General features: G+C 46.3%; 24 protein-coding genes. 8 read left to right on the top strand and 16 right to left on the bottom strand.

Features of this window, described 5'->3' with window-relative positions; all coding sequences use genetic code 11:
* Nucleotides 1–51: 51 nt before the first annotated feature.
* The 7 genes from KTO58_RS22935 to KTO58_RS22965 form a co-directional block, all read right to left on the bottom strand.
* Nucleotides 52–897 carry a hypothetical protein gene (locus KTO58_RS22935; RefSeq protein ID WP_157752779.1) on the bottom strand — a complete coding sequence of 282 codons (846 nt, stop codon included), beginning with the start codon at nt 895–897 and terminating at the stop codon, nt 52–54.
* A 74-nt stretch (nt 898–971) separates the two neighbouring features.
* Nucleotides 972–1,538 carry a L,D-transpeptidase family protein gene (locus tag KTO58_RS22940; protein WP_095837160.1) on the bottom strand — a complete coding sequence of 189 codons (567 nt, stop codon included), beginning with the start codon at nt 1,536–1,538 and terminating at the stop codon, nt 972–974.
* Between the two features lie 220 nt (nt 1,539–1,758).
* Nucleotides 1,759–4,701 carry a M16 family metallopeptidase gene (locus tag KTO58_RS22945; RefSeq protein WP_095837159.1) on the bottom strand — a complete coding sequence of 981 codons (2,943 nt, stop codon included), beginning with the start codon at nt 4,699–4,701 and terminating at the stop codon, nt 1,759–1,761.
* A gap of 388 nt (nt 4,702–5,089) precedes the next feature.
* Nucleotides 5,090–5,413, bottom strand: coding sequence for a hypothetical protein (locus KTO58_RS22950; RefSeq protein WP_095837158.1), 324 nt, complete (start codon nt 5,411–5,413; stop codon nt 5,090–5,092).
* A gap of 31 nt (nt 5,414–5,444) precedes the next feature.
* Nucleotides 5,445–6,371 carry an outer membrane beta-barrel protein gene (locus tag KTO58_RS22955; RefSeq protein ID WP_095837157.1) on the bottom strand — a complete coding sequence of 309 codons (927 nt, stop codon included), beginning with the start codon at nt 6,369–6,371 and terminating at the stop codon, nt 5,445–5,447.
* A 44-nt stretch (nt 6,372–6,415) separates the two neighbouring features.
* The gene (locus KTO58_RS22960) at nt 6,416–7,501 is read right to left on the bottom strand and encodes a RodZ family helix-turn-helix domain-containing protein (RefSeq protein ID WP_095837156.1); all 1,086 of its coding nucleotides are present in this window, start codon (nt 7,499–7,501) and stop codon (nt 6,416–6,418) included.
* A gap of 26 nt (nt 7,502–7,527) precedes the next feature.
* The gene (locus KTO58_RS22965) at nt 7,528–8,013 is read right to left on the bottom strand and encodes an RNA polymerase sigma factor (protein WP_095837155.1); all 486 of its coding nucleotides are present in this window, start codon (nt 8,011–8,013) and stop codon (nt 7,528–7,530) included.
* A 368-nt stretch (nt 8,014–8,381) separates the two neighbouring features.
* Here KTO58_RS22965 and kbl point away from each other — a divergent pair, with 368 nt between their 5' ends.
* The 4 genes from kbl (at nt 8,382) to KTO58_RS22985 (ending at nt 12,583) form a co-directional block, all read left to right on the top strand.
* Nucleotides 8,382–9,569, top strand: a complete 1,188-nt coding sequence (gene kbl, locus KTO58_RS22970; RefSeq protein ID WP_095837154.1) for a glycine C-acetyltransferase — start codon at nt 8,382–8,384, stop codon at nt 9,567–9,569.
* Between the two features lie 130 nt (nt 9,570–9,699).
* Nucleotides 9,700–10,506, top strand: a complete 807-nt coding sequence (blaOXA, locus tag KTO58_RS22975; protein ID WP_095837153.1) for a class D beta-lactamase — start codon at nt 9,700–9,702, stop codon at nt 10,504–10,506.
* 278 nt (nt 10,507–10,784) lie between these two features.
* Nucleotides 10,785–11,810 (top strand): VWA domain-containing protein, encoded by a 1,026-nt coding sequence (locus tag KTO58_RS22980; RefSeq protein WP_095837152.1) that lies wholly within the window; start codon nt 10,785–10,787, stop codon nt 11,808–11,810.
* Nucleotides 11,810–12,583 (top strand): tetratricopeptide repeat protein, encoded by a 774-nt coding sequence (locus KTO58_RS22985; RefSeq protein ID WP_095837151.1) that lies wholly within the window; start codon nt 11,810–11,812, stop codon nt 12,581–12,583. The genes KTO58_RS22980 and KTO58_RS22985 overlap by 1 nt, the downstream gene beginning before the upstream one ends.
* Nucleotides 12,584–12,590: 7 nt before the next feature.
* On the opposite strand, the gene KTO58_RS22990 is transcribed toward KTO58_RS22985, so the two are convergent.
* On the bottom strand, nt 12,591–13,403 hold the full coding sequence (locus KTO58_RS22990; RefSeq protein WP_157752778.1) for a helix-turn-helix domain-containing protein: 813 nt from the start codon (nt 13,401–13,403) through the stop codon (nt 12,591–12,593).
* Nucleotides 13,404–13,530: 127 nt separating this feature from the next.
* On the opposite strand from KTO58_RS22990, the gene def reads away from it, so the two are divergent.
* The gene (gene def, locus KTO58_RS22995; RefSeq protein ID WP_095837149.1) at nt 13,531–14,070 is read left to right on the top strand and encodes a peptide deformylase; all 540 of its coding nucleotides are present in this window, start codon (nt 13,531–13,533) and stop codon (nt 14,068–14,070) included.
* Between the two features lie 526 nt (nt 14,071–14,596).
* On the opposite strand, the gene KTO58_RS23000 is transcribed toward def, so the two are convergent.
* The gene (locus tag KTO58_RS23000; protein ID WP_095837147.1) at nt 14,597–15,463 is read right to left on the bottom strand and encodes a helix-turn-helix domain-containing protein; all 867 of its coding nucleotides are present in this window, start codon (nt 15,461–15,463) and stop codon (nt 14,597–14,599) included.
* Nucleotides 15,464–15,612: 149 nt separating this feature from the next.
* Here KTO58_RS23000 and ispG point away from each other — a divergent pair, with 149 nt between their 5' ends.
* Complete coding sequence (gene ispG / locus KTO58_RS23005) at nt 15,613–17,583, top strand: (E)-4-hydroxy-3-methylbut-2-enyl-diphosphate synthase (protein WP_095841434.1); 1,971 nt, start codon at nt 15,613–15,615, stop codon at nt 17,581–17,583.
* 131 nt (nt 17,584–17,714) lie between these two features.
* Here the strand turns inward: ispG and KTO58_RS23010 are convergent, their stop codons facing one another.
* A complete protein-coding gene (locus KTO58_RS23010) occupies nt 17,715–18,050 on the bottom strand; it encodes a hypothetical protein (protein ID WP_095837146.1) in 336 nt (111 codons plus the stop codon).
* 289 nt (nt 18,051–18,339) lie between these two features.
* On the opposite strand from KTO58_RS23010, the gene KTO58_RS23015 reads away from it, so the two are divergent.
* Nucleotides 18,340–19,236: a LysR substrate-binding domain-containing protein gene (locus KTO58_RS23015; RefSeq protein ID WP_095837145.1), complete on the top strand. Its 897-nt coding sequence runs from the start codon at nt 18,340–18,342 to the stop codon at nt 19,234–19,236.
* 2 nt (nt 19,237–19,238) lie between these two features.
* Here the strand turns inward: KTO58_RS23015 and KTO58_RS23020 are convergent, their stop codons facing one another.
* The 6 genes from KTO58_RS23020 to KTO58_RS23045 all read right to left on the bottom strand — a co-directional run bounded on the left by KTO58_RS23020 (nt 19,239) and on the right by KTO58_RS23045 (nt 23,178).
* Nucleotides 19,239–19,745, bottom strand: coding sequence for a GNAT family N-acetyltransferase (locus KTO58_RS23020; RefSeq protein WP_157752777.1), 507 nt, complete (start codon nt 19,743–19,745; stop codon nt 19,239–19,241).
* A 34-nt stretch (nt 19,746–19,779) separates the two neighbouring features.
* Complete coding sequence (locus KTO58_RS23025) at nt 19,780–20,538, bottom strand: metal-dependent hydrolase (RefSeq protein ID WP_095837143.1); 759 nt, start codon at nt 20,536–20,538, stop codon at nt 19,780–19,782.
* Between the two features lie 277 nt (nt 20,539–20,815).
* Nucleotides 20,816–21,301 carry a lipocalin family protein gene (locus KTO58_RS23030; protein WP_157752776.1) on the bottom strand — a complete coding sequence of 162 codons (486 nt, stop codon included), beginning with the start codon at nt 21,299–21,301 and terminating at the stop codon, nt 20,816–20,818.
* 123 nt (nt 21,302–21,424) lie between these two features.
* Complete coding sequence (locus tag KTO58_RS23035) at nt 21,425–21,895, bottom strand: hypothetical protein (protein WP_157752775.1); 471 nt, start codon at nt 21,893–21,895, stop codon at nt 21,425–21,427.
* Nucleotides 21,896–22,210: 315 nt separating this feature from the next.
* Nucleotides 22,211–22,678 carry a hypothetical protein gene (locus KTO58_RS23040; RefSeq protein WP_095837140.1) on the bottom strand — a complete coding sequence of 156 codons (468 nt, stop codon included), beginning with the start codon at nt 22,676–22,678 and terminating at the stop codon, nt 22,211–22,213.
* Nucleotides 22,669–23,178, bottom strand: a complete 510-nt coding sequence (locus KTO58_RS23045) for an RNA polymerase sigma factor (protein ID WP_095837139.1) — start codon at nt 23,176–23,178, stop codon at nt 22,669–22,671. Before KTO58_RS23045 ends, KTO58_RS23040 begins: the two co-directional genes overlap by 10 nt.
* A gap of 314 nt (nt 23,179–23,492) precedes the next feature.
* Between KTO58_RS23045 and KTO58_RS23050 the strand changes: the two genes are divergently transcribed.
* Nucleotides 23,493–24,485: a lipid A deacylase LpxR family protein gene (locus KTO58_RS23050; RefSeq protein WP_095837138.1), complete on the top strand. Its 993-nt coding sequence runs from the start codon at nt 23,493–23,495 to the stop codon at nt 24,483–24,485.
* The last annotated feature ends 6 nt before the right edge of the window (nt 24,486–24,491 follow it).

Below are 24,491 nucleotides of genomic sequence, written 5' to 3' on the forward strand. Positions count from 1 at the left end.
ACCCGAGCAGAGCGCACCTTCCACAAGACCCAATCTCGCCTATATATTGGATCATGGCGCATTATGGCCAATATTGCCTTGCGCCACTACTTGACTACCGGAGGAGATACTTTCCCCAACAACAGTAACGTAACCGTTATATTCCGACAGGTCTTTATATTGTATCACAGATTGATCATCCTTCTGTGTAATGTTTTGCTGTAACGACTGACGGAAAGCATCAAAACTACCTAATGTGATCGCTACTACCGGCGCCTCAGCAGGAGTACCATCCAGGATACGGGTGGTATAAGTGTACTGTGGCATAGTTCGCGTCAAAGTAACAGTACAAAGCGTATGACCATTTTTCCGCTCAGCGATAGTAAAGGTACCTTTACTGCCTGCAGCCGAAACGCTGTCCAATGAATAATTACGCACATTACCGGTCAATTCGTTCCCACCTACATCAGCCCCCGATACAACAGTGCTGTCGACCGTCTCTTCCCTGATCAGCAAATGTCCGTTATAGTTCACCAGCTCCGTATAAGAAGTCAGGATCCCATTATTCAGCTGCTTGACTAAAGTATCCAGTTTACCGGTATTACCCGGGATAGCACCCAGCGTCAAGGTCAACGGCCCACCAGTGATACTGGCATCCTCATAAATTCCAGCTATATACCTTTTCTGCGGATCAGTACCCTGCAACGTGATGGCCACCCGCACACCACCCCTATCACGGCTTACGGTCAACTTACCGCTTACAGTACCTTCTCCTTTCTTCTCCAGGATATATTCTTCTTCCGGAGGCTGCCCTCCTTCTGCTTTTTCTTTTACACAAGCCGTCAGTAATAACAAATGGATAATAGCGAAAGAGACAGCACTATACATTGCTTTTCGGGAGCGTTGGTTCCAGTTCATAGGGTCCGTTTTTCTCAGATATGGATTTCGTTTCGTCTCTTGAGACCACAAAAATATTACCAGAAATGCCAGTATCAGGGTCTGATCACGACAGGAGTTCCCACTTTTATTAATTCATACAACTCATTCACATCGCTATTTTTCATACTTACACACCCCAATGTCCAGTTGATCCTTCCTTCCACATAGTTGTCACGGATACCGGAATTATATTCCACGCCATGAATACCGATCCCGCCACCAATATCAGCAGCCGAAGAGATCTTCCCTTGCGACTGCCGTTGATGAAACTTATCCCAGGAAGACTCATTAGGATAATCCAGCAGCATGAACCGGCTCCACCGGTTGTCAAATCGTTTGCTAAGTATATGAAACGTGCCCTCCGGCGTACGACGGTCTCCTTCAAAAAATTTGTCCGACTGATCCTTATTGCCGAACACTACCTTATAGATCTTACGTAGCGTAACATCCTCATATAGATACAACCGGTAATCACTCTTGTCTACCAGAAGAAATATCTTCTCTGGATCAATGGAGCCAGGAGTAAGCCTTACGGTATATAAATAACTATCATTATTAAAGCTGGTCGTAAAAATAAATACTAGTAATAACAGGCTGAGGAGCCGGTAGTTAGGACGCATTTTTCACAGGAGTTTAGATAAAATAAACACAAGGTCCACTTCTTTAATGTGGTCTTTTGCCGCGCAAAAATACATACATCTTGAACAAAAATATCTGCTCCGATATGGTTGTTGGAATAACGTAAACCAGTATATGTTTATTGCCTATGATGCAAAAAGGAGAAAAGGAGCTGGTTTTGAATACCTTGCTCCTTTTCTCCTTGATATACTGCGATAAAAATTAGTACCCGAATATTTCTTCTAGCGATAATTTCTTCACATCTCCATACTTCTTCAGATCATCTTCACTGATCTTTTTCTCGGAAGCCAATATGGTATAGGTATATGGCTTATGCGACAAATAAGTGTCATGGAATTTTTTCACATCGCTGAAATTCAGCTTGTTGATCTGATCGTACACCTGCTTACGGTTATCATTTTTCAATCCTAATTTTTCAGATGCCAGGTAATTGAAAATAATACCGTCTTGTGTAATACGCTGGGTCTCAATATCCTGACGGATGCTCTCCTTGGCAGTTTGCAGTACCTTCTCTGAATTAGGTAACTCATTCAGCAACTCGTTCATACCAACGATGGCTTCATTCATCTTATCAGCCTGGCTACCCACATAAGCCGTGATGAAATAACGATCTTCTTTCTTGGTAGGAGGAGCATAGAACGCATATGTTGAGTACGCTAATGCTTTAGATTCACGGATAGTCTGGAATACAATAGATCCCATACCACCACCATAGTATGCATTAAACAGGTTGATAAGCGCAGTGTGATCCGGATTGTATTGATCCGTATTACGCAGCCACGCTACCTCTGCCTGTACCATATCATAGTCTGCAAACAATACCTGGTTTTTGCTTTGGTCTACCTGCGTAAATTTTTCTGCAGCAGGAGTTGCCTTAAAGGCCGCAGGCAGCTGGTGCACCTTCTTCAGCGCAGCAGTAGCAGCAGACAAAGATTGAGGACCATAATAAATAACCCGGTGATTGTAAGAAGGCAGCTCGTGTAAAATGTTCACTAGCTCAGCAGAAGTAAGTGCATTCACTTCATCTTTTGTCAACTGGAAGTTGAACGGATTTTTACTACCATAAGTAGCATACTGACGCAAGCCGTTCATGATAGCACCTTTGTTTAGTTTACTATCTGTACGTGTCTTTAGCAAACGTCCTTTAAGTGCAGTCAACGCCGCTTCATCAGGTTTACAGTTTTTCAGCAGATGTTCAAACAACGCCACTGCTTTGTCAAAATTCTCCTGCAATCCTGATATAGCGATAGAAGTAAACTCTGATCCGGAAGAAATAACAAAGCTGCAGGCAATGTTGTAGAACTCCTTACTGATCTGCTCCGCTGTATACTTGTCAGTACCCAGGAACTGTAAGTAACTACCTGCCAGCGGAAGCTTTTTGTTATTCCAGCTACCCATGTCAAAGCGATAATACAAACGGAACAAACTGTTGTCCTTGTTCTGCACGTATAATACCTCCGCAGGACCAATTTTGCTCTTCTGCATATCCTTATTGTAGTCTAACCACTGTGGTTTTACCGGCGTGGCAGGCATTGCAGCAATAGTTTGAAGATAAGGAGATTTCGCATCTCTGTTCACCGCTACCGGCGTGATAGCAGGCTTCTCTACTTTTTGTATGTTCTTGTCCTCTCCCTTACGTTTGTAGAGTAAGGCGTAGTTGTTGGTAAAGTACTCGTTGGCAAAAGCTACAATATCCTGTTTGGTGATCTTGGCCATCTCATCAGAAAACGCTACGTCAGACAGCCAGTTTTCGCCCCTGTCCTTAATGAAAGCATCCATGATAGAGCTGGCACGATTGCCGTTATTATCAAGACCTTGTAATTCAGCCAGTTTGTTATTATTAACAATAGCCTTCACCAGCGTCTCATCAAAATCGCCTTTTTTCAGGATTTCCAGTTGTCCGAGCAACAGGTCTTTAACCTCTTCCAAAGTCTGACCTTGTTTGGCCTTACCCGTCAGTGAAACGACACCGTAGTCTTTCCAGTTCAACGTGCTTACACCTGCACCCAACACTTTCTGCTGTTTATTCAGGTTAAGGTCCATCAGACCAGCCTTACCATTGGACAATATCTTAGCCACCACAGTCTCCAGTAAAAGTGACTTAACATCTTTAGCCCCGGGCACCCGGAAAGCAATGTTAACACTCTCCGCATCAGGTCCATACACCTCTTTAACTATAGGCGCTGCGATAGGTGCTTCTTTCGGCCCATGATACTCATCCAGCTGCTTCGTCTGCATGTAAGCAAACTGCTCATCCACCTTTTTGATCACATAATCCGGATCAAAATCACCCGCCATTACCAACGCCATATTATTAGGTACATAATAGGTATTGTAGAAATTACGGATAGCTTTCAGAGAAGGGTTTTTCAGATGCTCTACCGTACCGATAGTAGACTGTTGTCCATAGTTGTGTGTAGGGAACAAAGTCGCCAACATCGTCTCGTACATCTTACGCGCATCGTTGTCCAGCCCCCTGTTCTTTTCCTCATATACCGCCTCCAGCTCCGTGTGGAACAAGCGGAATATTGGCAGACGGAAGCGCTCAGACTGTACGGTCAGGTATTTGTCAACCGCATTCGAAGGAATATCTTCTTCATACACCGTCTCCTCCACCCAGGTATGCGCATTAGTACCCTGCGCACCCATCGCCGACATCATACCGTCATATTCATTGGCAATAGCATATTTGGCAGCAATACCAGATACGCTGTCTATCTGATGATATATCTGCTTACGCGCAGCCGCATCGGTTGTCTTGTTATAGGTATCGTACAAGGCTTCTACCTGGTCCAGGTATCCCTTTTCCTTTGCCCAGTCCAGGGTGCCGAATTTGTCCGTACCCTTAAACAGCAGATGCTCCAGATAGTGCGCCAGCCCAGTATGATCAGAAGGATCATTATTACTACCTGCACGCACACCTATTAATGTCTGAATACGGGGCTCTTTCTTGTTTACACTCAGTATCACGGTCAACCCGTTTTTGAGTGTATAAAATCGCGCCTGCATCGGGTCATTGGTGACATATTTATACTTATACCCTCCGGAACTGCCCTCCTTCCATTCATACTTGCCTTGGGCATCTACAGTATGCACCAATACTGTACCTGCTAACAGGAACAGTAAAATCGCCTTCTTAAACATACTTTTAGATTGGTTTTTGTATTTAGTAAACAATAGTTTCGAATTCATTAACGAGTATTAATTACCCGAATGCCAGTTTTACCTAATAGTCACTTGGGGAAGATTTATATACCGGTATCGCAGGTATTTGTTGTCTCATAGGCAACCGGATAATTCCCGACAGTCAATATTTGCTCAGGTCAAAAGCTTCGCGGATAAAGCCATTCAACTTATCCAGCCGAATGAGACCATAACCAAATATAAGGGACAGGGGTAAAAATTAACTAAAAAATGTGGAAAAAAGGCAGATTTAGCCTTTAAATGGCAGCAGTTTTACCATCAGGGCAAATGGGAATCCATCGCTCCTGTTAACCGATATATAGGTGACTCAGTAAAAAATAAGAAAATGTTAATAGCTAAAAAGCCCGTTGGAATTAATGTTGACAGGCAAAATAATAGCAGTCCTACTGGAATAATGCATCTCTGTCATTGACAATTTATGGTTTTTCAGATGCTTTAAAGGCAACGCTTTAATAAAAGATGCCGGATGGATATGGCCATAAAAGTCTGGTTTGACCGCTCGCTGTACATGCTCAGGAACTCGATCCCGGCTCATACCCGATAATTCCTGCTGCTGTTGCTGCTGTGCTCTCACACCTACGATATGTTGATCGCTGGAATGCGCCCAGACAATAAAAGCCGTACAAGCCAGAAAGGCGAACAATGATCTCATAAGGATAATTAATTGTGATTTACAGGGTAAATCAGAAGCTATTAAGTCTCAACCCCACTGAAAATGGATACTGTTCCAAACCATAATCATGTAGAGGCGTAAGCCCAAAGTTTCCGTATAGTTTCACCGGTCCATACCCGACCTCGCCGGTAAGGGCCAGCCGCCATTTGTTCAGGTTAAAATCATCAACCTTACGCACCTTCCCGCGCTCCTCACTGATCTGTTTAGTCCGCGCTTTTACCAGATAACCGCCCATCACACCAAAACTCATCTTGAAAGCACGATTCGGTCTAGCTGGATTAGAAGTATAATTCAACATCACCGGAACAGATAGGTACTCAGCAAACAATTTATTCTTGGAAAAGTTCACTGAATCCCGAATGATTTTTGCCGTATAACCCGGCACATAAGTAATATTCCTAGTATAACGGTAATTGTTCATCTCCAAACCAATGGCATATACAAGGTTCAGCTTATGCTTATAGATATTCAACCGCTGCATCAGCAACCATATATTGAAGTTGATCGACTTGCCCGTGATCAGTTTAAATTCAGAAGGCGTCAGCGGCTCACTAGCCGGACGGGGAGCTAACGTATTCAATCCCGCCGCAGAATAATCATACCGCTTCATCCAAGCATCCCCCTGAAAAGCTCCCGAAGGAGCGACATAGTAATTTAAATAACTGGCCCCTCCATAATCACTCCGGTCCATAAAATTATTAAATCCAAGGTCAAATACCAGCCAGCGCGTATGCAGGTTCTTCTTCAACTTAGCACGTTGATAAGCAGTATCCTGGTATATTTTATAACTAGACTTACCCTTGATGTCCTTATGCTTTACAATCACCAGCCCCTTGATCCAGGTCGTATCAGAAACCGCCTGTCCGGCAGCCTCATACCCTACCCCCATCGTCAATAACATGATCAGCACACTCAGGTGTAAAATTTTATGCTTCATATAATTACTTCACATTTTTGCAGGGTTTCATGGATGCTTATTACTTACTTATTGCGCTTCCTACCGAAAAACCGGGCTACATTAGTTACTTTGTCCATCAATTTACTCTCTCCACTGCTACTTACAGACATGATCAGCTCACCAGGTGGAGGAGGTGGTGGTGGCGTAGCTATTGCCTTTTCGGCGGCAAGCGGCGCACTATTAGCCAGCAATGCCCCTTTCTGATCAGCTGACGCTTGTACCGCTATCCCGCTTACACTGCCCACATTGACACTTTTGTCAATATGCGCCTGTACCACTTCTTCAGTAGTATTGCGGGGCTGCGGGAGTTTTAACGCAGCCACAGCCTCTGCCGGAGCCTCCTGCGACTCAGGTACGGATGCTGATGCAGCTAGAGCCGTATTTTCCTTTGCCGTCGCAGCATTGCGTTTCGCTGCCGACATCTGCCGGGTACCGGTGGCCGCTATCGCCGGCTCCGCAGTATTAGTGGACTCTATTGCGGTATTATCAGAAATTGCCGGTGGCGTAGCAGGTGCAGTAGATGTCCCGGAAGATACCCCTTTCGAAGAAGCCGGCCCCATAGGCTGGACCTTCGCAATAGGCCCATCAGCTACAGGCACAATATCCTGCTTTACGGGCATCCATAAGAGCCATCCAGCTACCAACGCGGCCGCCGCAGCCGCCCACCAGGCAGGATGGATCCGCCGGCTACGGCTGGTATGACGGTATAACAGTTGTTTATCCTTGAAAAGGATCGAAGTATCAGGTTGTAATTTGGTCACCTGGAGTATTTCCAGTTCACGTGCGATATGTGCATGCGTACGTACCAATCCCTCCAGTTTCTCCCGCTCAGTGGCAGACAACTCCCCATCTATATAGCTAAGTAAGTAACTTTCATATTGTTGCGCATTCAACGCATCCCCCCCCCGGTACAGGGATGCCTTATTCTCAAACCCAACAGCAGGATCTGCAGGCAACTTAGTTCCCTCCAATAAGGAAAGCTCCTGCCGCACCTGTGGATGTTGCTCCATAAAGCACTCAAACGCAACCTTTTCTGTAGCGTTAAGCTCACCGTCTACATAACTGTAGAGGTACTCTTCATAGTTTGATATGTTAATATCTATCGCCAATGCTCAATAATAAAATTGAATGACCATCAAATAACATTTTCCATTTTTACCAGGTAATTCCGTAGGTGCTGCCTAGCCCGATGCAGGTATACTTTCACCTGTGAAGGGTTTAACTCCATGATCGCACCTATCTCTTCATAACTATACCCTTCGTAGTCCTTTAAAATAACCAAAGAACGCTGCACTTCCGTCAATTTACTTAACGCCTTCTCTATCACCTCTTTAGCATTATTTACCCGTTGTTCCGATATCTTGGCCTCTTCTTTAAACTGCTCTACCAGCGTTACCCGCTTTACTTTACGGACATGGTCTATCATATTGTGGTAGGCTACTGTAAACAGATATGACTTGCCTTTCTCAAAAGGCACATCTGCACAGTGCTTCCACAATATTTCAAACGCATTCTGTACTACGTCTCTCGCATCTTCTGTATGCTCCAGGTTTTTTACTATGAACCGGAAGAGATTATCGGCGTACAGATCCACGCATTTGTTAAACTCCTTTTCCGTCATCCGGTGCCGCGGGATTTTAGTGCTAAGTTCCGATAAATACTTTTAAATCATGCCTTCCCGCTACCGAAAATGGCCGCCTCAAACTTTACAGCCCAATGTAACAGTTGGTTCGTTGAGAGACCCTTTATCCCTTCCCACCCCCTAGTGCCTGACTATCAATATGCTACATATCCTATACGTTTGCAGGCCCATTCCGATGGCAAGCCAGGCCCCATTATGATAGTACTATGACGCAAACCAGCTGTTAAATGTTACATGCCGGTCAAACTTTTTACCTCCTTCACACTCCTCCTTCCCCATATATGCGATTCGTAATACATTTATTCCCATAACTTTGTTGCTCTCGATTTTACTAAATCTGCTTTCTTATGAATGAGAAATTTATTGCCCGTCTGCGGCAGGAGCTGGACGAGATCCAAACCGCCGGCCTTTACAAAAACGAAAGGATCATCACCTCCGAACAAGGAGCGGAAATACAAGTGGGCGGAAAAACAGTGATTAACTTCTGCGCCAACAACTACCTCGGCTTATCTTCTCACCCCGATGTAATAGCCGCTGCTAAAAAAGCAATAGATACCCATGGCTATGGTATGAGCAGCGTTCGCTTTATCTGCGGTACCCAGGATATTCACCGCGAGCTGGAAGAAAAACTGGCCAGCTTCCTGGGAACAGAAGACACCATCCTCTATGTAGCAGCATTCGATGCTAATGGTGGCGTGTTCGAACCCCTTTTTAGCGAACAGGATGCCATCATCTCTGATGCCCTCAACCATGCCTCTATCATCGATGGCGTTCGCCTTTGTAAAGCGCAGCGCTATCGCTATGAGCATAATAATATGGATGACCTGGAAGTTAAACTGAAAGAATCCCAGGGCGCCCGCAGCCGCATCATCGTTACCGACGGTTCCTTCAGCATGGACGGCACCATCGCCCAGCTGGATAAGATCTGCGACCTGGCCGACAAATATGACGCGATTGTTATGATCGACGAAAGCCACTCCTCCGGATTCCTAGGCAAAACAGGACGTGGTACTCACGAATACCGCAATGTCATGGGACGCGTAGATATCATCACCGGCACACTGGGTAAAGCACTGGGTGGCGCATCCGGCGGCTTCACCAGTGGACGTAAAGAGATCATCGATATGCTCCGCCAGCGCAGCCGCCCCTACCTGTTCTCCAACTCCGTAGCCCCCAGCATAGTCGGCGCCTCGATCGCCGTACTCGACATGCTCAGCCAAACGACCACCCTCCGCGACAAACTGGAATACAACACAAAATACTTCCGTTCCAAAATGACTGAAGCAGGCTTCGACATCAAACCTGGCGATCATCCCATCGTACCGGTAATGCTCTATGACGCCGTACTCAGTCAGCAGTTTGCCGACAAACTCCTCCAGGAGGGCATCTACGTGATCGGCTTCTTCTTCCCGGTTGTACCAAAAGGACAAGCCCGTATCCGCGTACAGCTCAGCGCAGCTCACGAACAGGAACACCTGGATAAAGCCATAGCAGCTTTCACCAAAGTAGGCAAAGAGCTAGGCGTTATTAAGTAAATAGTGCCCATAACACCCGTTTTATAACCAGGCGGACATCTCCCTTACCGGCAGATGTCCGCTTGCATTTTTATACAAGGCCGGTCTTCCGTACTTTTGCAGCATTCTTTAAAAAATCTTCTAGGATAAGATGAAACAATTTGGCTGGATATTATTGACAATCACCCTCTTCGCGGTCGCCTGCGCCCCTAATAACGTAAAAGAGGGGAAAGAATGGGAAAAACACTTTACCAAATATAAGGTAGAAGGTACCTTCATGCTCTACAACAACAGCCAGGGCACGTTCAAAGTATATAATATCGACCGCGCCAAAGAAAGATTCCTACCGGCCTCCACCTTCAAGATCTTCAACTCCCTCGTTGGCATTGAAACCGGCGTCATCAAAGATACCAGCATGGTCATCAAATGGGATGGCATCAAACGCTGGAATGAAGACTGGAACCATGATCTCAGTATGAAACAGGCATTCCAGCTCTCCTCTTTCACCTATTTCCAGGAAGTAGCCCGGCGCATTGGAAAACCAACCATGCAACAATGGCTGGACTCCGTAAAATATGGCAACAGAAAAATATCCAAAATAGATACCTTCTGGGTGGATAATACCCTCCAGATATCTCCCGATGAAGAACTCGGCCTAGTCAAACAGCTCTATTTCGATAAACTACCCTTCCATAAAACTACCATGAAAATGGTCCGGGATGTCATGCTTATGGAAAAAACACCCAAATATGAGCTTCATTATAAAACAGGATGGGGCTTTATCGGCGAGAAAAAAATGATCGGATGGATTGTAGGCTGGATAGAAGAAAATGGACATCCGTCGTTCTTCGTACTCAATCTCGAATCAGATAATATGAAGTTTGATATGAAAGCAGCCCGTAGGGACATCCTCTACAGCATCCTTAAAGAGGAAGGATATCTGGAAGGCAACATGTAATCCCTACAGCTAAAATTTTTCCGGAGAGTCGCGTATAGCGGCTCTCCGCGTTAACAGCCCAGTATCAACCCGTTCCCCGCAACAGCCTCATCATACTATCCTTATAAGTTAAGCCCGCTTATATTTCGGCTTCTCACCATCAACAAACAGTACCTACACAACAACTTACCGTTAAAAAACTCCTAAAAGAGTGCACCGCCATTGGGTAAAGCGTACCAAAAAAATTATATTTGAAGCTGCCCGGCGAATCGCCAGGCATAAGTACTTGAAAAGAAAATATGTTACGTTTTCAGCATAGTGAATATTTATGGGTACTCACCCTCCTCCTGGTCCTGCAAGGGGCCTTTCTTGCCGTCAGCTGGTGGAAACGCCGGTCCGTACGCAAACTGGGCGATCCTTCCCTCGTTGAACAGCTCTTTATGGGCTACTCCCGTAAGCTTTTCACGCTGAAGTTTCTCCTCCTGTTTGTGGCCTTCTTTTTCGGAGTGATCGGCCTGGCTAATCTGCAGAAAGGAAGCCGCATGGAAAAGATTACTCGCAAAGGTGTCGATGTCATTATCGCCCTCGACGTAAGTAAAAGCATGCTGGCAAACGACATCAAACCCGACAGACTAACCCGGTCCAAACAGTTCATCAGCAAACTCCTCGACAAACTCGACAATGATCGGGTAGGCATCGTGGTATTCGCCGGGAATGCTTACCTTCAGATGCCACTCACGGTAGATTACTCCGCCGCGCGCATGTACCTCAATACTGTTACACCCGATATGATCCCCACACAGGGCACCGCTATCGGTGAAGCCATACAAGTAAGCGACGAAGCCTTCAATAAAAAAGAGCGTAAACACAAATCTCTCATCATCATCTCCGATGGAGAAGATCATGACGAACATGCCATACAACGTGCCAAAGCAGCCTTTGAAAATGGAGTGGTTATCAATACGATCGGAATAGGCGCCCCTACCGGTTCCCCCATTCCGGATGCAGAAACCGGAGAATATAAAAAAGACCGCGACGGCAACGTCGTAATTACTAAGCTCAACGAAGAAGCCCTCAAATCAATCGCTTCTGCCGGCAAAGGCATCTACGAACACCTCGACAATACCGAAGAAGCAGTTACCACCATCGTCAACAAAATAGATGGCATGGAACAAAAAGAATTCGGTGAAAACGTATTCACAGACTACAATAGTTATTTTCAATATTTCCTGGGTATCAGCCTCCTGCTCGTCATCCTGGAGTTCTTCCTTCCCGAAGTACGCCGCCGCAGAAACACAGATACTATCACCGCTATAGAGAAGTAATGAATAGAAGGAAATTCACATATCGCATCATTATCACAAGCTGTCTGTTCCTGGCATATATCATGACCACCAACGCACAGACCGCAGGTAATAAATATATCCGCAAAGGCAACGAATTGTACAAAAAACAACAATACACCGATGCAGAAGCCAACTATAAAAAAGCACTGGAAAAAAACCGGCAATCCGTAACGGGACATTATAACCTGGGCAACTCACTCTATGAACAAAAGCGTTTCGACGATGCGCGCACCCAATATGCCAACTCCGTTAAGCTGGCAAGTAAAAACGATGTAAAAGGCGACGCCAATTATAACATCGGCAATACCTACATGGAAGCCAAAAACTGGGAAGAAAGTATCAAATCCTACAAAAAGGCCCTCAAAATCGATCCTAAAGACGAAGAGGCCCGCTATAACCTCGCTTATGCACAGGCCATGCTGAAAAAACAACAGCAAGGCGGCGGAGGCGATGATAAAAAAGATAAGAAAGACAATAAGGACAAAGACAAGAATAAAGACAAAAAAGATCAGAATAAGGATAAAGATCAGCAGGATAAAGACAAAAAAGACCAGGATAAAAAAGACCAGAACCAACAGGATAAAAAAGACGGCGACGACAAAGAGAATGAAAAACCACAGCCACAACCTAGCAAACTAAATAAACAGGAGGCAGAAAGATTACTGCAGGCACTTTCTCAGGAAGAGAAGAAACTGCAGGATAAGCTGAAAAAAGCAAAAGCCCAGCCAGTACAGGTAGAAAAGGACTGGTAATGCTTTTTCATGCAAGGGATAACAACCTGGAAGGAGCATATCCCGTATGCTGCCGGCATACTTTTACAAAATGATGATGATCGTAATAACCACTCTCATAAGCTATTTGTACCAGATCATCTCCCCCCTCCTGTATTTTCAGGTAAGCATGCAAAAAGCGGATCGTATCAATGTACCTCTTCGGTGTAGTACCCAGATGGCGCCGAAAATTGCGCTCCAGCCATTTATAATTTAATCTCAGCTCACTACAAAGGTGTTGTACCGACAACAGCCCACGTTTTGATCGGATACGCGATACCACCAGGTGCAGCATATGATTATCGACAGCGGGTAAAGAAAGCTGTTCCACCAGGAACTGATCCAATAGCGCTCTCTGCGACATCACGGTACTACTTTCTCTTAAAGCTACTGTCAGTGCCCGTCCCGCCGTTCCCCACAGATCATATATAGGGGCCAATGGTGATAAACCTCCCATATTATTGCCTCCCGGCATGAGCATGGACAATCCCGTACAACTGAACTTTACAGCCAATATCCGCATACCCGGACTCAAACCGGTAATATAAGTCTGACGTAATCCCTGACTACAACAAAATGCATCGTGCATACATACCTGGTACTTGCCGGTAAATTGTATTTGATAAGGAGCGTCTAATAAAAACAGCAACACCGGCTGTCCGTCCAGGGTAGCCCACACCGTTCCCTCCTGCTGATGTTCGTACCAATAATAACGCTCTACAATACCACATAAAGCTGTCGCAGGAACGGCCTCTTTGGCACACCCGCCTGATGTGTTACCACAAAGTATATGTACAAGCATATCTACCGGCATATCACAAAATTACAATAGCAGAATGGTTTAGGGCTGATGATTGAAACGGATGTCCAAAACTTACCAGCCCATTGTGCCTGCCCCCCTTTCCTTTGTGACAAGAAATAACAATAACATGATCCTTCCTATCATAGCATATGGAGCTCCCATACTGCGCACTCATTGTGAGGCGATATCTCCCGGCCATCCCGGCCTCGAACAGTTGTTAGTCAATATGTGGCATACGCTTGATAACGCTGGTGGTGCTGGTCTCGCAGCCCCTCAGGTCAATGTGCCATGGCAGCTTTTTATCGTCGACAGCTCGCAGCAGCAAAACGGACTTACCATCCGGCAGGCATTCCTGAACGCAGTTATCACACAATATGGAGTAGAAGAGAACTGGGAAGACGAAGGCTGCCTCAGTATACCGGGCATCTGGGAAAAAGTACCGCGGTCAGCGAGGATCACGATTCGGTACCAGGACACCAGCTTCAACTGGCAGGAAGATATATTTACAGGACATACCGCCCGGATCATCCAGCATGAGTATGACCATATTAATGGCCGGCTTTACCTGGACTTGTTGCCATCATTACGACGCAACCTGCTATCAGGCAAATTACGCAACATCACCCGCGGACGCTTTAAACAACATTATCCAATGCGATTACAATAGTTACTTGCACAAAAAAGCCGGCTAAAAAACCGGCTCGTGTTTGAGTCTTTAACCATTCTATCGTTCTAAAGTTAAGACCGGAATATCTGCTTGCTAGGGGCATTTGACATCACTCTATTACCTTTTTATCGTGGTTTTGTTCCTAAAAAACGAATAAATCCTTGCAGTATCCCGGTCAAATATGTTTGATGGATGAAACCTTTTTATGATAATACCGGCGGCAGCGGCTTTGGCGCAAAATATCGGTAAATGCCTGGCGTTGTACCCCAATCCCCTCTTGCTGAAAACATTATGCAGATTACACCGCGGCCGTTCGCCAGTACCTCATAAGCATGGTTGTTCCTTAAAATTCTATTATCATTCTATTACCTTCAGCTGGCAGCACGCTATCGATTTATAGGTAGCCCGGCAGTGTCTATTCATCAATTAGTACAATCAGCCAGTTAAATAACTTGTGGGTGAAGAACGATGCAAAATTAGTTGCTAAACCGGTTTAGGTGTAGGACAAACTGGCGACAATCTTGGACTATTTTAACATCCGGTCCCGAAAATCCTGGGGAGAGTTACCGGCATGGTGCTTGAAAAAACGACTGAAGTATGCTGGGTCCTCAAACCCAAGTTCATAACTGATTTCTTTAATACTCTTATGGCTGAATGCCAGGTTACGTTTCGCCTCCAGTACCAACCGGGTATGTACCAGCTCCGTGACCGTACGCCCGGTACGCTCCCGGGTAATCTCATTTAATCGTTTGGGAGTTAATGCAAAAGCATCTGCATAAAACGCCGCCTGGTGCTCCGTACGGAAGTGCTGGTCTACCAATCGTCGCAACTGCCATACCCGCTCGTCGCCGGTACCAGGCTCAATATTACCCACCGCCTGCTTTTTCTCCCGCTCCGCCAGCAAAAGAAAGGCATTCAGGTAATGTTTGATGATCCCCCGGTTGCAATAACGGTTGTTTCGCTCCAGGTACATCAACTCCGCTAGCTTCTCTAAAGCAGCTACCGCATCCTTCCCTAAAGGGATCGGCATATAGCCATTACTACTATCAAATAAATGGGAAAAATCAAAAAGTGTCTCCCGCTCCTGCTTATTGGAAAAATAGAACTTCTCGGAAAATACAATACTATGCCCTTCCCTCGTACTATCCAGCAACTGATGTACCTGACCCGGCTCCAGTAAGAATAACAGGTTGTCTTTCAACTCATAAGAAACGAAATCCACTACATGTTGCCCCGAAGCCTGTGTAAACCATATCAGTTGATAATGATGATGACGGTGCGGCAACCGCGCCAGATCGCTTATAAAACTGCTGAGCGGAAAAATATGGAATTGCCCGGTGCTACTAAAAGGCAACTGCTGGTATGGAATATCAATGCCTTTATCTAGGGACATAACCCTGTAAAATTAATCCAATACATCCCAATACCCTATCCGCTTATGTAAATTTAATCCCCTTTTAAGCGAATAGGCTTTTCCATACCTTTGCTATATTCATGGCCTTCCCACCAAGGGAATACCGGACCGGAAAAGAAAGAATGATTATGCAGCTATATTGTAATGCACTGACCGCCTATAAAAGATTGGAAACATTGGAAGTCAAAGTGGGAGACCTGCTCATTGGCAGCAAACACCCCATCCGCATTCAAACCATGACCACTACAGATACCATGGATACCGCCGGGACCGTCGCTCAGGCCATCCGTTGTATCGAAGCCGGCGCTGAACTCGTCAGGATCACCGCCCCCAGCAAAAAAGAAGCGGAAAACCTGCTACATATCCGCAACGAACTACACAAAAGAGGATACACAACCCCTCTCGTAGCAGATATCCACTTTACGCCTAATGCAGCTGAAATAGCTGCCCGCATCGTTGAGAAAGTAAGGATCAACCCGGGCAATTACGTCGACAAAAAGAAATTTGAAACCCTCGAATATACCGACGCCGAATACCAGGAAGAAATAGACCGCATTCGCGAAAAATTCTCCCCCCTGGTAGATATCTGCAAGGAATATGGCACCGCCATGCGTATCGGTACTAACCACGGCTCCCTGAGCGATCGCATCATGAGCCGCTATGGCGATACCCCCATGGGCATGGTCGAAAGTGCCATGGAATTCCTCCGGATCGCTGAAAGTTTCAACTACCGCAATATTGTACTGAGCATGAAAGCCAGCAATCCCCAGGTAATGGTGCAAGCCTATCGCCTGCTTGTGCATACCATGCAGGAAGAACTGGGACATTGCTACCCCCTGCACCTCGGGGTAACAGAAGCCGGCGATGGAGAAGATGGCCGCATCAAATCTGCTATCGGTATAGGCACCCTCCTCGAAGATGGCATTGGGGATACCATCCGTGTATCCCTCACCGAAGATCCGGAATTCGAATTGCCGGTCTGTAAGGACATCGTCAAACGCTATGCTAATGGACGCGATCACGCCCCCATCACGCTGGTAGAACACATACCTTACTCTCCGTTCAACTATACCCGCCGGGAATCCTTCGCCGTAGATAACATCGGCCACAAACAGGTCCCCGTCGTACTGGCAGACTACGGAAAGATAAAAGATATACAACCCGCCCACCTGGAAGGTATCGGATATCACTACGATGCAGATACTGATAAATGGAACATCGGCGATCAGGCAGCGGACTACATCTTCACAGAAGAAATATTACCATTCGCGCTGCCAGGCACACTCAAAGTGATCACCTGGTACCAGCAATGGCTACAGGCGGCCGACAAAGAGAAATATTTCCCCTTCCTTTCCGTCGAAGAGTATATGCAAGAGGGACAGCGATCCACTATGCTCAATATGGTGAGCATAATGGCAGGCACCCCGCTGCCGGATGGGTTCCTTCAAAAGGTTAAAAAAGACCACACCGTGGTGCTCTGTGCCTGCACAGAAAATGCACATGCAATGGCGGCTATCCGTCGTTTCTTTATCACCCTGGTAGACGAAAAGGTGGAAAATCCTTGTATCATCCTCTGCGATGCCCGCCTGCCCGTCGCCGATGAGCGACTCATACAATATGCTACGGAAGCCGGCGCACTTCTGCTGGATGGTTTCGGCGACGGCATCTGCCTCGCCATCAACTACGACCTGGAACGCACCGTCAACGATATTGCCAGCCTTAACCAAGTTGCATTCGGCATCCTGCAAGCCACCCGTACCCGTATCTCCAAAACGGAATACATCTCCTGCCCCTCCTGCGGCCGTACCCTTTTCGACCTCCAGGAGACGACCGCCCGTATCAGGGCCGTCACGCATCACCTGAAAGGAGTGAAGATCGCTATCATGGGCTGTATCGTAAATGGTCCCGGAGAAATGGCAGACGCGGATTTCGGTTATGTAGGCAGTGGCGTAGGGAAAATCACCCTCTACAAAGGAAAAGAAGTCGTAAAAAGAGGCCTCAACAGCGATGTAGCCGTACAGGAACTTATCAATCTGATCAAAGAGAATGGTATGTGGGTCGACAAAGAACCTGTGGCGCTAAAGGCACAAACCGTATAACCAACGGTAATATCCATAAGAAAGAACGGTTAAGTTACACCAGGATAGTGATAACTTAACCGTTTTTGCATTATCGATCACAGTAATGTTTTTCTGTACAACAAGGACGCTTTGGGGGGTGGGGTTCGGGGCTACATTTTGCACTCTTCCATGGTACACAGATAGTTGAGTTGGGGCATCTCGCTATCCATGTAAGCATAAACACAACCGCCGTGTTCGAGTAGGTCTGTTAACTCCACCATCTCGTCGATAGGCAGAAAGACCACTCCCAGCCGCTCCCTTTGCAGGTAAGCAGCCGACGGCTTCTGAACACCTGAAGGCAGGAAATAGGCTATAAAACGGTAACCTGCCTCTCCGTAACAAACAATAGATCCTTTGATGGTCACTGGGGCTCCATCCCAAATAATAACCTCTTTGTAAGAGAGGGATGACCGGTAATCTTTGATCTCAAAAACTTTAATTGCCATAGTACACTTTTTAATCGTTACGGTCGCTAATGGGCATTAACGGTTTTAATGATGAAAGGCCGGCAAGGTCCGCCGTCCCTGCTTGCTTGGGAACGGCTCACCTGCGCTAAATATGGTATAGATTGGGGTTAACCATATTTATTGGACGACACAAAGGTACTCCCAATAGGACCTTTAGTACAAGCGTATATCTACGGTTTCACTATGAGAATTGTACTGAAATTCCTTCCCTCCTGCCTCCCCTCATTCCTACTCACCTGCGCTTCACTAATTTTTTTACATTTACAACATGTTTGATTTCAGGTTAAAAGTGTTTTATACAGTGGCCAGGCGCCTCAGCTTCACCAAAGCAGCAGAAGAGCTATTCATCTCCCAACCAGCCGTTACCAAACATATACACGAGCTGGAACAACAACTGGGAATGGCACTGTTTGAAAGGATCGGCAACAAGATTAAGATCACACAAGCCGGACAAGTGCTGATGCACCATGCCGGACAGATCTTTACCAGCTACCGTAATCTGGAATATGATATCAATCAATTAAAAAATGCACAGGGAGGCCATTTACCCATAGGCGCCAGTAGTACAATCGCCCAATATTTCATACCGTCCCTTCTCGCCAGGTTCAACCAGCGATATCCCGAGATCCGGACCTCCCTCATCAGTGGCAACACCGAACAAGTAGAACAAGCGCTGGTAGAAAAAACCATTCAGCTGGGTATTATTGAAGGCAGGTCTAAAAATCCGGTCATCAAATACGTGGAGTTTGCCAAAGATGAAATAGCACTGATAGGAAATGTGAAGTATAAATACGACTATGAAGAAGCATTAAGCCCGGCAGATCTGAAAAATATCCCTTTGCTTATGCGCGAACAAGGCTCCGGTACTTTGGAAGTGATTATAGATGAACTGAAAAGACTCAAACTTAAGTTGACCGATCTGAATATCGCTATGTACATGGGCAACACTGAAAGTATCAAATCCTACCTCCGGCACGCCCCCTGTGCCGCATTCCTTTCTTTGCATGCCGTCCAGCGGGAATTGGACAGCGGCGAGTTTATGATATTGCCGGTCAGAAACTTCCGGTTGGTAAGAAAATATCATTTTATCTATCTACAGGGACAACAAGACAAACTGGCCCAGCTCTTCATGCGATTCGCCCGCCAGCACGCGGCAGAACAATAATGTTATTTCATTTTCTGCCAGTAAAGCATCTCCCCATTATTAGCGATTAAATGCATACCTGCCTTCTGTAATACATTTACAGAGGCTATATTCGTTACATCACACTCCGCCAGCACCCGGCGTACTGATTGATGCATAAAAGCCCAGGACAACATACCTTCCACCGCCTCTGTCGCATATCCTTTATTACGATAAGCAGGCAGTATGCTATATCCGATCTCCACCGCTCCCGCCTTGTTAGGCACTCCCTTAAATCCAATATCCCCGGCTATCGTACGAATATCTTTGTCTACGATCACCCAGCAGAACCAGGGATAGGCGTCCGGCTGCTGCTGCAGCTGTGAAATAAAATAAGGTAATGCTTCCACCAGATCCTCCCGGGGCCAATCCTCAGGAGCATGTACGTCAAGCATACGAAAGGCAGCCTCGTTCTGCTGCAGGAACATTACCAGCAAAGGCAGATTACAGGGATACACCATCAACCGAGATGTTTCAACAGGAAGGATCAAACATTTAACAATTAAGTCCTAAAGCGTCTATATCTTAATGGGAAGCACCTACCAGCCTCTTCGCCGGTGTCCAGCTCTCCCCCGCTTCCAGCACATGCAGCTGCACATCCGGCATGTCTGCGATCAACGCCTGCAAAGCAGCCGGCGTCCCTGTCAGACCGCCAAAATTACCATAATGACAAGGTATCACATGTTTCACCTGCAACAAACGGATAGCATGAGATGCCTCCAGCGGCCCCATTGTGAACCGGTCCCCGATCGGCAACACCGCCAGATCCGGTCGGTAGATCTCCCCTATCAACCGCATGTCACCAAACACCGAAGTGTCTGCCGCAAAATAGATCGTATATCCGTCACTGAGCCGGAGTATAAATCCCACCGTCGCATGCGTATACCCAACCTTACCATCCGGCTGGTTCACGTGAGATACGTGAAATGCATTCGTCATCGTTACGGCCACCTCTTCCAATGGGAAAATAGTACCTCCCACGTTCATACCCTCCAGTATACTGTCAGGCAAACCCTGCTCCCGTAAGTACCAACGTACTAAAGGATTAGCCACCACCTTGATGGATTTTTCCTGTACTACCTCTACCAGCCGGGTATCCAGGTGATCACCATGACCATGCGTGATCAGTATGAGATCTACCTGTTCAGGCCAACTCAGCCCTTCAGGTAATAATTTGTTGCCGGTAATCCAGGGGTCTACTAATATTACCCGGCCTTCAGGAGTAGTTACTTTAAAACTGGCGAAGGCCAGCAACTGTACTGTAGTAGTTGGCGTGTTTTCCATGGTATGTTTTGTTCCGGTCCCTACAGCCGGTATAAAGCTCCGCAATTTATTTGCAGTACTAATATAGGTATTTTGAATGGGACCATATAAGGCGTAATTATGCTTTATCAGCTATTCCCGGACAGGATGGCCCCTGTGCCATAATATGTGCACAGGCCATCGATATCTATCTGATACCCAGCCTCCTTTAACGTGATCAGCCACACGCAACAATATAAAAGGGCCGCTCCTCTGTAAGAAACGGCCCCGTATATACGTAGTTATATCTTCGACTGTATTATCTGCGCTGTAACGTGTAAATAATGTAAGCGTTTTTATCCTCGAAATTTACGGTCGCACGCCAGCTCATTGTATTACCGTTGTTATTTACCGATACACGATACCCTTCGGCTACGTTCTTAGGTTTAACGCCATCATACAGTTTTTTGAACTGGAACTGGTCCGTGCCTCCCGCTTTGTACAGCGACCACATGATCTGCTGCGAAGCTGGCGAACATCCTTCTGCGGTAGAAGATAAAGTATAAGACCCTTTACCATTAGATGGCAATACCCATTGGCTCCCTTTAAAGCACTCATAAGAAGCCTGATCAAACACAGTTACTTTTGCCCTCTCCGGGATGCCCTCAAAAGAGATATCGGTCATAATCCAGCTACCGATCACAGATTTTTTTGAGGTAGTCTGGCCTGTAGCTCCTGAAGGACTGGAACAGGAAATTGCAAATAAAGAAGCAGCCAGCAGTAATACGGTGAATAGTTTTTTCATTTCGAAGGTGATTTTATTGCTAATTTCAGCAAAAGCAAGAAACATACCAAAAGCATTCAGTTATAAGGCAGGGTAGACAAAAAACAGACCCATAGCGGGTTATAGCAATAATAAAATAGCCAGCTACGGCTGAGCAGATGCCTTCACAGCAGGTAGAGAAAGTTGCAGGACCTTCTCCTCCAACTGATGATATTTAGTATAAAAATAATAGGTAGTCGCTAATAAGGCCATCACCAGCATACACAACCCTACAAAAGCACAACGCCACCAGATACTGATAGTCATTACCCTTGGCATCACGTTGATTGTATAGGCACGGTCATCTACAGGTCGCTGGGGAGGCTCCTCCTCCGCAGGAGGAGGTGGCATATGCCAATGCACACGCCTGGCAATCCTTGTCCACACATGCACAGGCGGCGGTACCATCTCGTCAACAGCCACTCGTTCCAATCTCTGCTCTACCGCTTCTGCCTCCTCATCCACCTCAGGATAAAGTATACGCATCCGTGCCAGCATATCCCGCTCTTCCGGGCTCGCCAGACCTAATACGCAGCTTTCTATAATGCCACTTTCTATATATTGAGTGAGGTCCAAATTATCAATGTTATTTATTACATGTACACTTGCAGACAGGATTACAAATATAATAAATTCGTTTTTAAAATAATATATGGATACTGAGCTTCTGAATGAGTAAGTAATTTCACTCAGCGACAATGATAAAAGGCTGATCAGTGTTATCAACCCTTCATAAATGGTTCCGAAGGCATAAAGACCGGAATACTAGATGGCGCAGGTCAACCAATGGCTCTTCAATAATAGGTGTATTGGCTACTATCTGTCTCAATAATACTGTAACAGGCAAGATAATCAGCCTTATAAAACCTTCTTTCGATCTTAATAACAATCTTATGGATGCGCCTGAACAGCCTCCGTTCTTACCGGTTGTGCTGCATCCCGCTCTTCCTCTAGCTGCTTATACTTCAGGTAAAAGTATATCGCTGCTACTAAAAATACTTTCGATAAAACAAATACTATAATGAACAGGTATTTCCACCACTTGTGAACTGATATATAATCCCCCTTCTTAGGTTGGATATTAATAAAGGTATAATTGGATCGCGCATTACCGCGTTTGCCCGTTTTCGCATCCTGCCAGTTGGCTCCTGCTAAAGCTCGTTCCCGCAATCGCTCAGGCGGAGGCACTGCCTCGTCAAAAGCCATCTGTTGCAAACGGGCTTCTACAGCCGCTATCTCCGTACCCAGTTCCGGGTACAATTGCCGCATACGCATTAACTCCGCTTGCTCCTCCTCAGAGGCCAGCCCTAACGCATAAAACTCGATAATGCCGCTCTCTATGTATTGTTTTAGCTCCAATTATCTTTCAGGAATTTTCTAAATGCAACCATGGATTGTTTTAAAGCAAAACTAACCTCCTCCGGTGTACTCCCCAACATACGTGCCACAGCTTCCGGCTGCAAGCCTTTATAATAACAAAGACGAAACGCCTGGTACATTTCCTCCGGCAAAGAAACCGCGAAACGCTGCATTAAACTGTTATCCCGCAAAGCAATCTCATTACCAACGGCAGCCATCGGTGGCGCCTCTTCCACTGCTATCTTCCGGGTAATCCGCATCATCCACGCAAAAAGCGTATAGTGACCGGATGCCCTGAAGGCAGTAATATGCAGGAAGATATAATTGAATACTTTCACAAGTACATCATCTGCCTTATCTCTCGAGGGAACGATCTGCAGCACAATTCCGTATAGCGCTGCAGCATATTTGTCATACAGGGTTTCTCTGGCTGAGGGGTCTCCCGCAATAAGCTGGTCTATCAGAACCTGCTCACTGATATGTACGGTAGCGTGCTGCAATAATTTAGGGGTGTTAGTTTATAAGCTAAAGTAATTAATTAATTCAAACAATCATATGAACCCCGGCAACTTTTTTTACCCCAACAGGCAGGATTCTCCCTTGCTATCCGCATTTCCCCCCTTACCTTTGTACCCTGCCGGTAGCACCACGGAATGGATCATAGATCCTCCCACTCCGATACTACTGTCTGTTATCGCACTTAAACCACAACTTATCACTCACCTTCAACTGCTATTGCTGTAGTCACCTTTCCGTGCCGGTAAGCGCTATTCCGCCTATCCGCAGCCCGGAATGAATATAATGTGCACTTTTTATGAAGAAGGTTCTATTATGGTTGGGCATCGTCCTGGCCACCACAGGAGTGAAAGCACAAATAATGCTACCCGAACAGCAACGGATGCTGAGGATATATGAAGATAATGACCTGTTCAACATCAGCGGTCAGGGCACGGATGAAGCATATACCAATGGCACTCGTATCGACTATTTCTACTTCCGGAAAAAACCAGCCCGGTCGTTTGACAAATGGGTACTCCCACAAACCGGCCGTAACAGCATTAACCGATACTACTGGAGCGTCATGCAGATCATGATCACCCCCACCGATCTCGCCACCACACAATATCAGCCCAACGATTATTCCTACGCCGGCGCATTATACGGCGCCCATGGCCTTCTTTCCTATAATCCGGACAAAAAATACAACCTCCATAGCGAATGGCTGTTGGGGGTAATGGGCCCCTGGGCCTTTGCCAAAGAAGCGCAAACATTAATGCATCGTGTAATTGATGCCCAGCGGCCGATGGGATGGGGCAACCAGTTACCCAACGACCTGCTGATCAACTACAGCCTACGCGCAGAAAAAATGTTATGGCAGCCCGCCTCCTGGATAGATATCCTCGGAGGTGCCGCCGTCTATACAGGTACAATGATCAATAGCGCTACCATCAACGCCACCATCCGGGCTGGCTATTTCAGACCCTACTTCGGACAACCAACCGGCACTACCCCCGAAAAAAGAGCCTGGCCGGAAATATATGCATACATCCGTCCCTCCGCAGAAGGCGTATTTCATAACGCTCTGCTGGAAGGCAGCATCTTCAGTCACCATTATAATAAAATGTTGATGGAAAGCGAGTATAATACCACCCGCCAGCGCCGCTGGTCCACCACCCTCGAATTCGGTACCGCCGTCTCCTTCCGGGGCGTCGCCGTCACCTATACCCAACGCAGCAACAGCGCCGAATTAAAAGGGGCTCCCCGGCACGAAGTAGGAAATATTTCCTTGTACGTAGCCTTGCCCTAGAACATT

This window comes from Chitinophaga pendula, assembly GCF_020386615.1.
Classification (GTDB): domain Bacteria; phylum Bacteroidota; class Bacteroidia; order Chitinophagales; family Chitinophagaceae; genus Chitinophaga; species Chitinophaga pendula.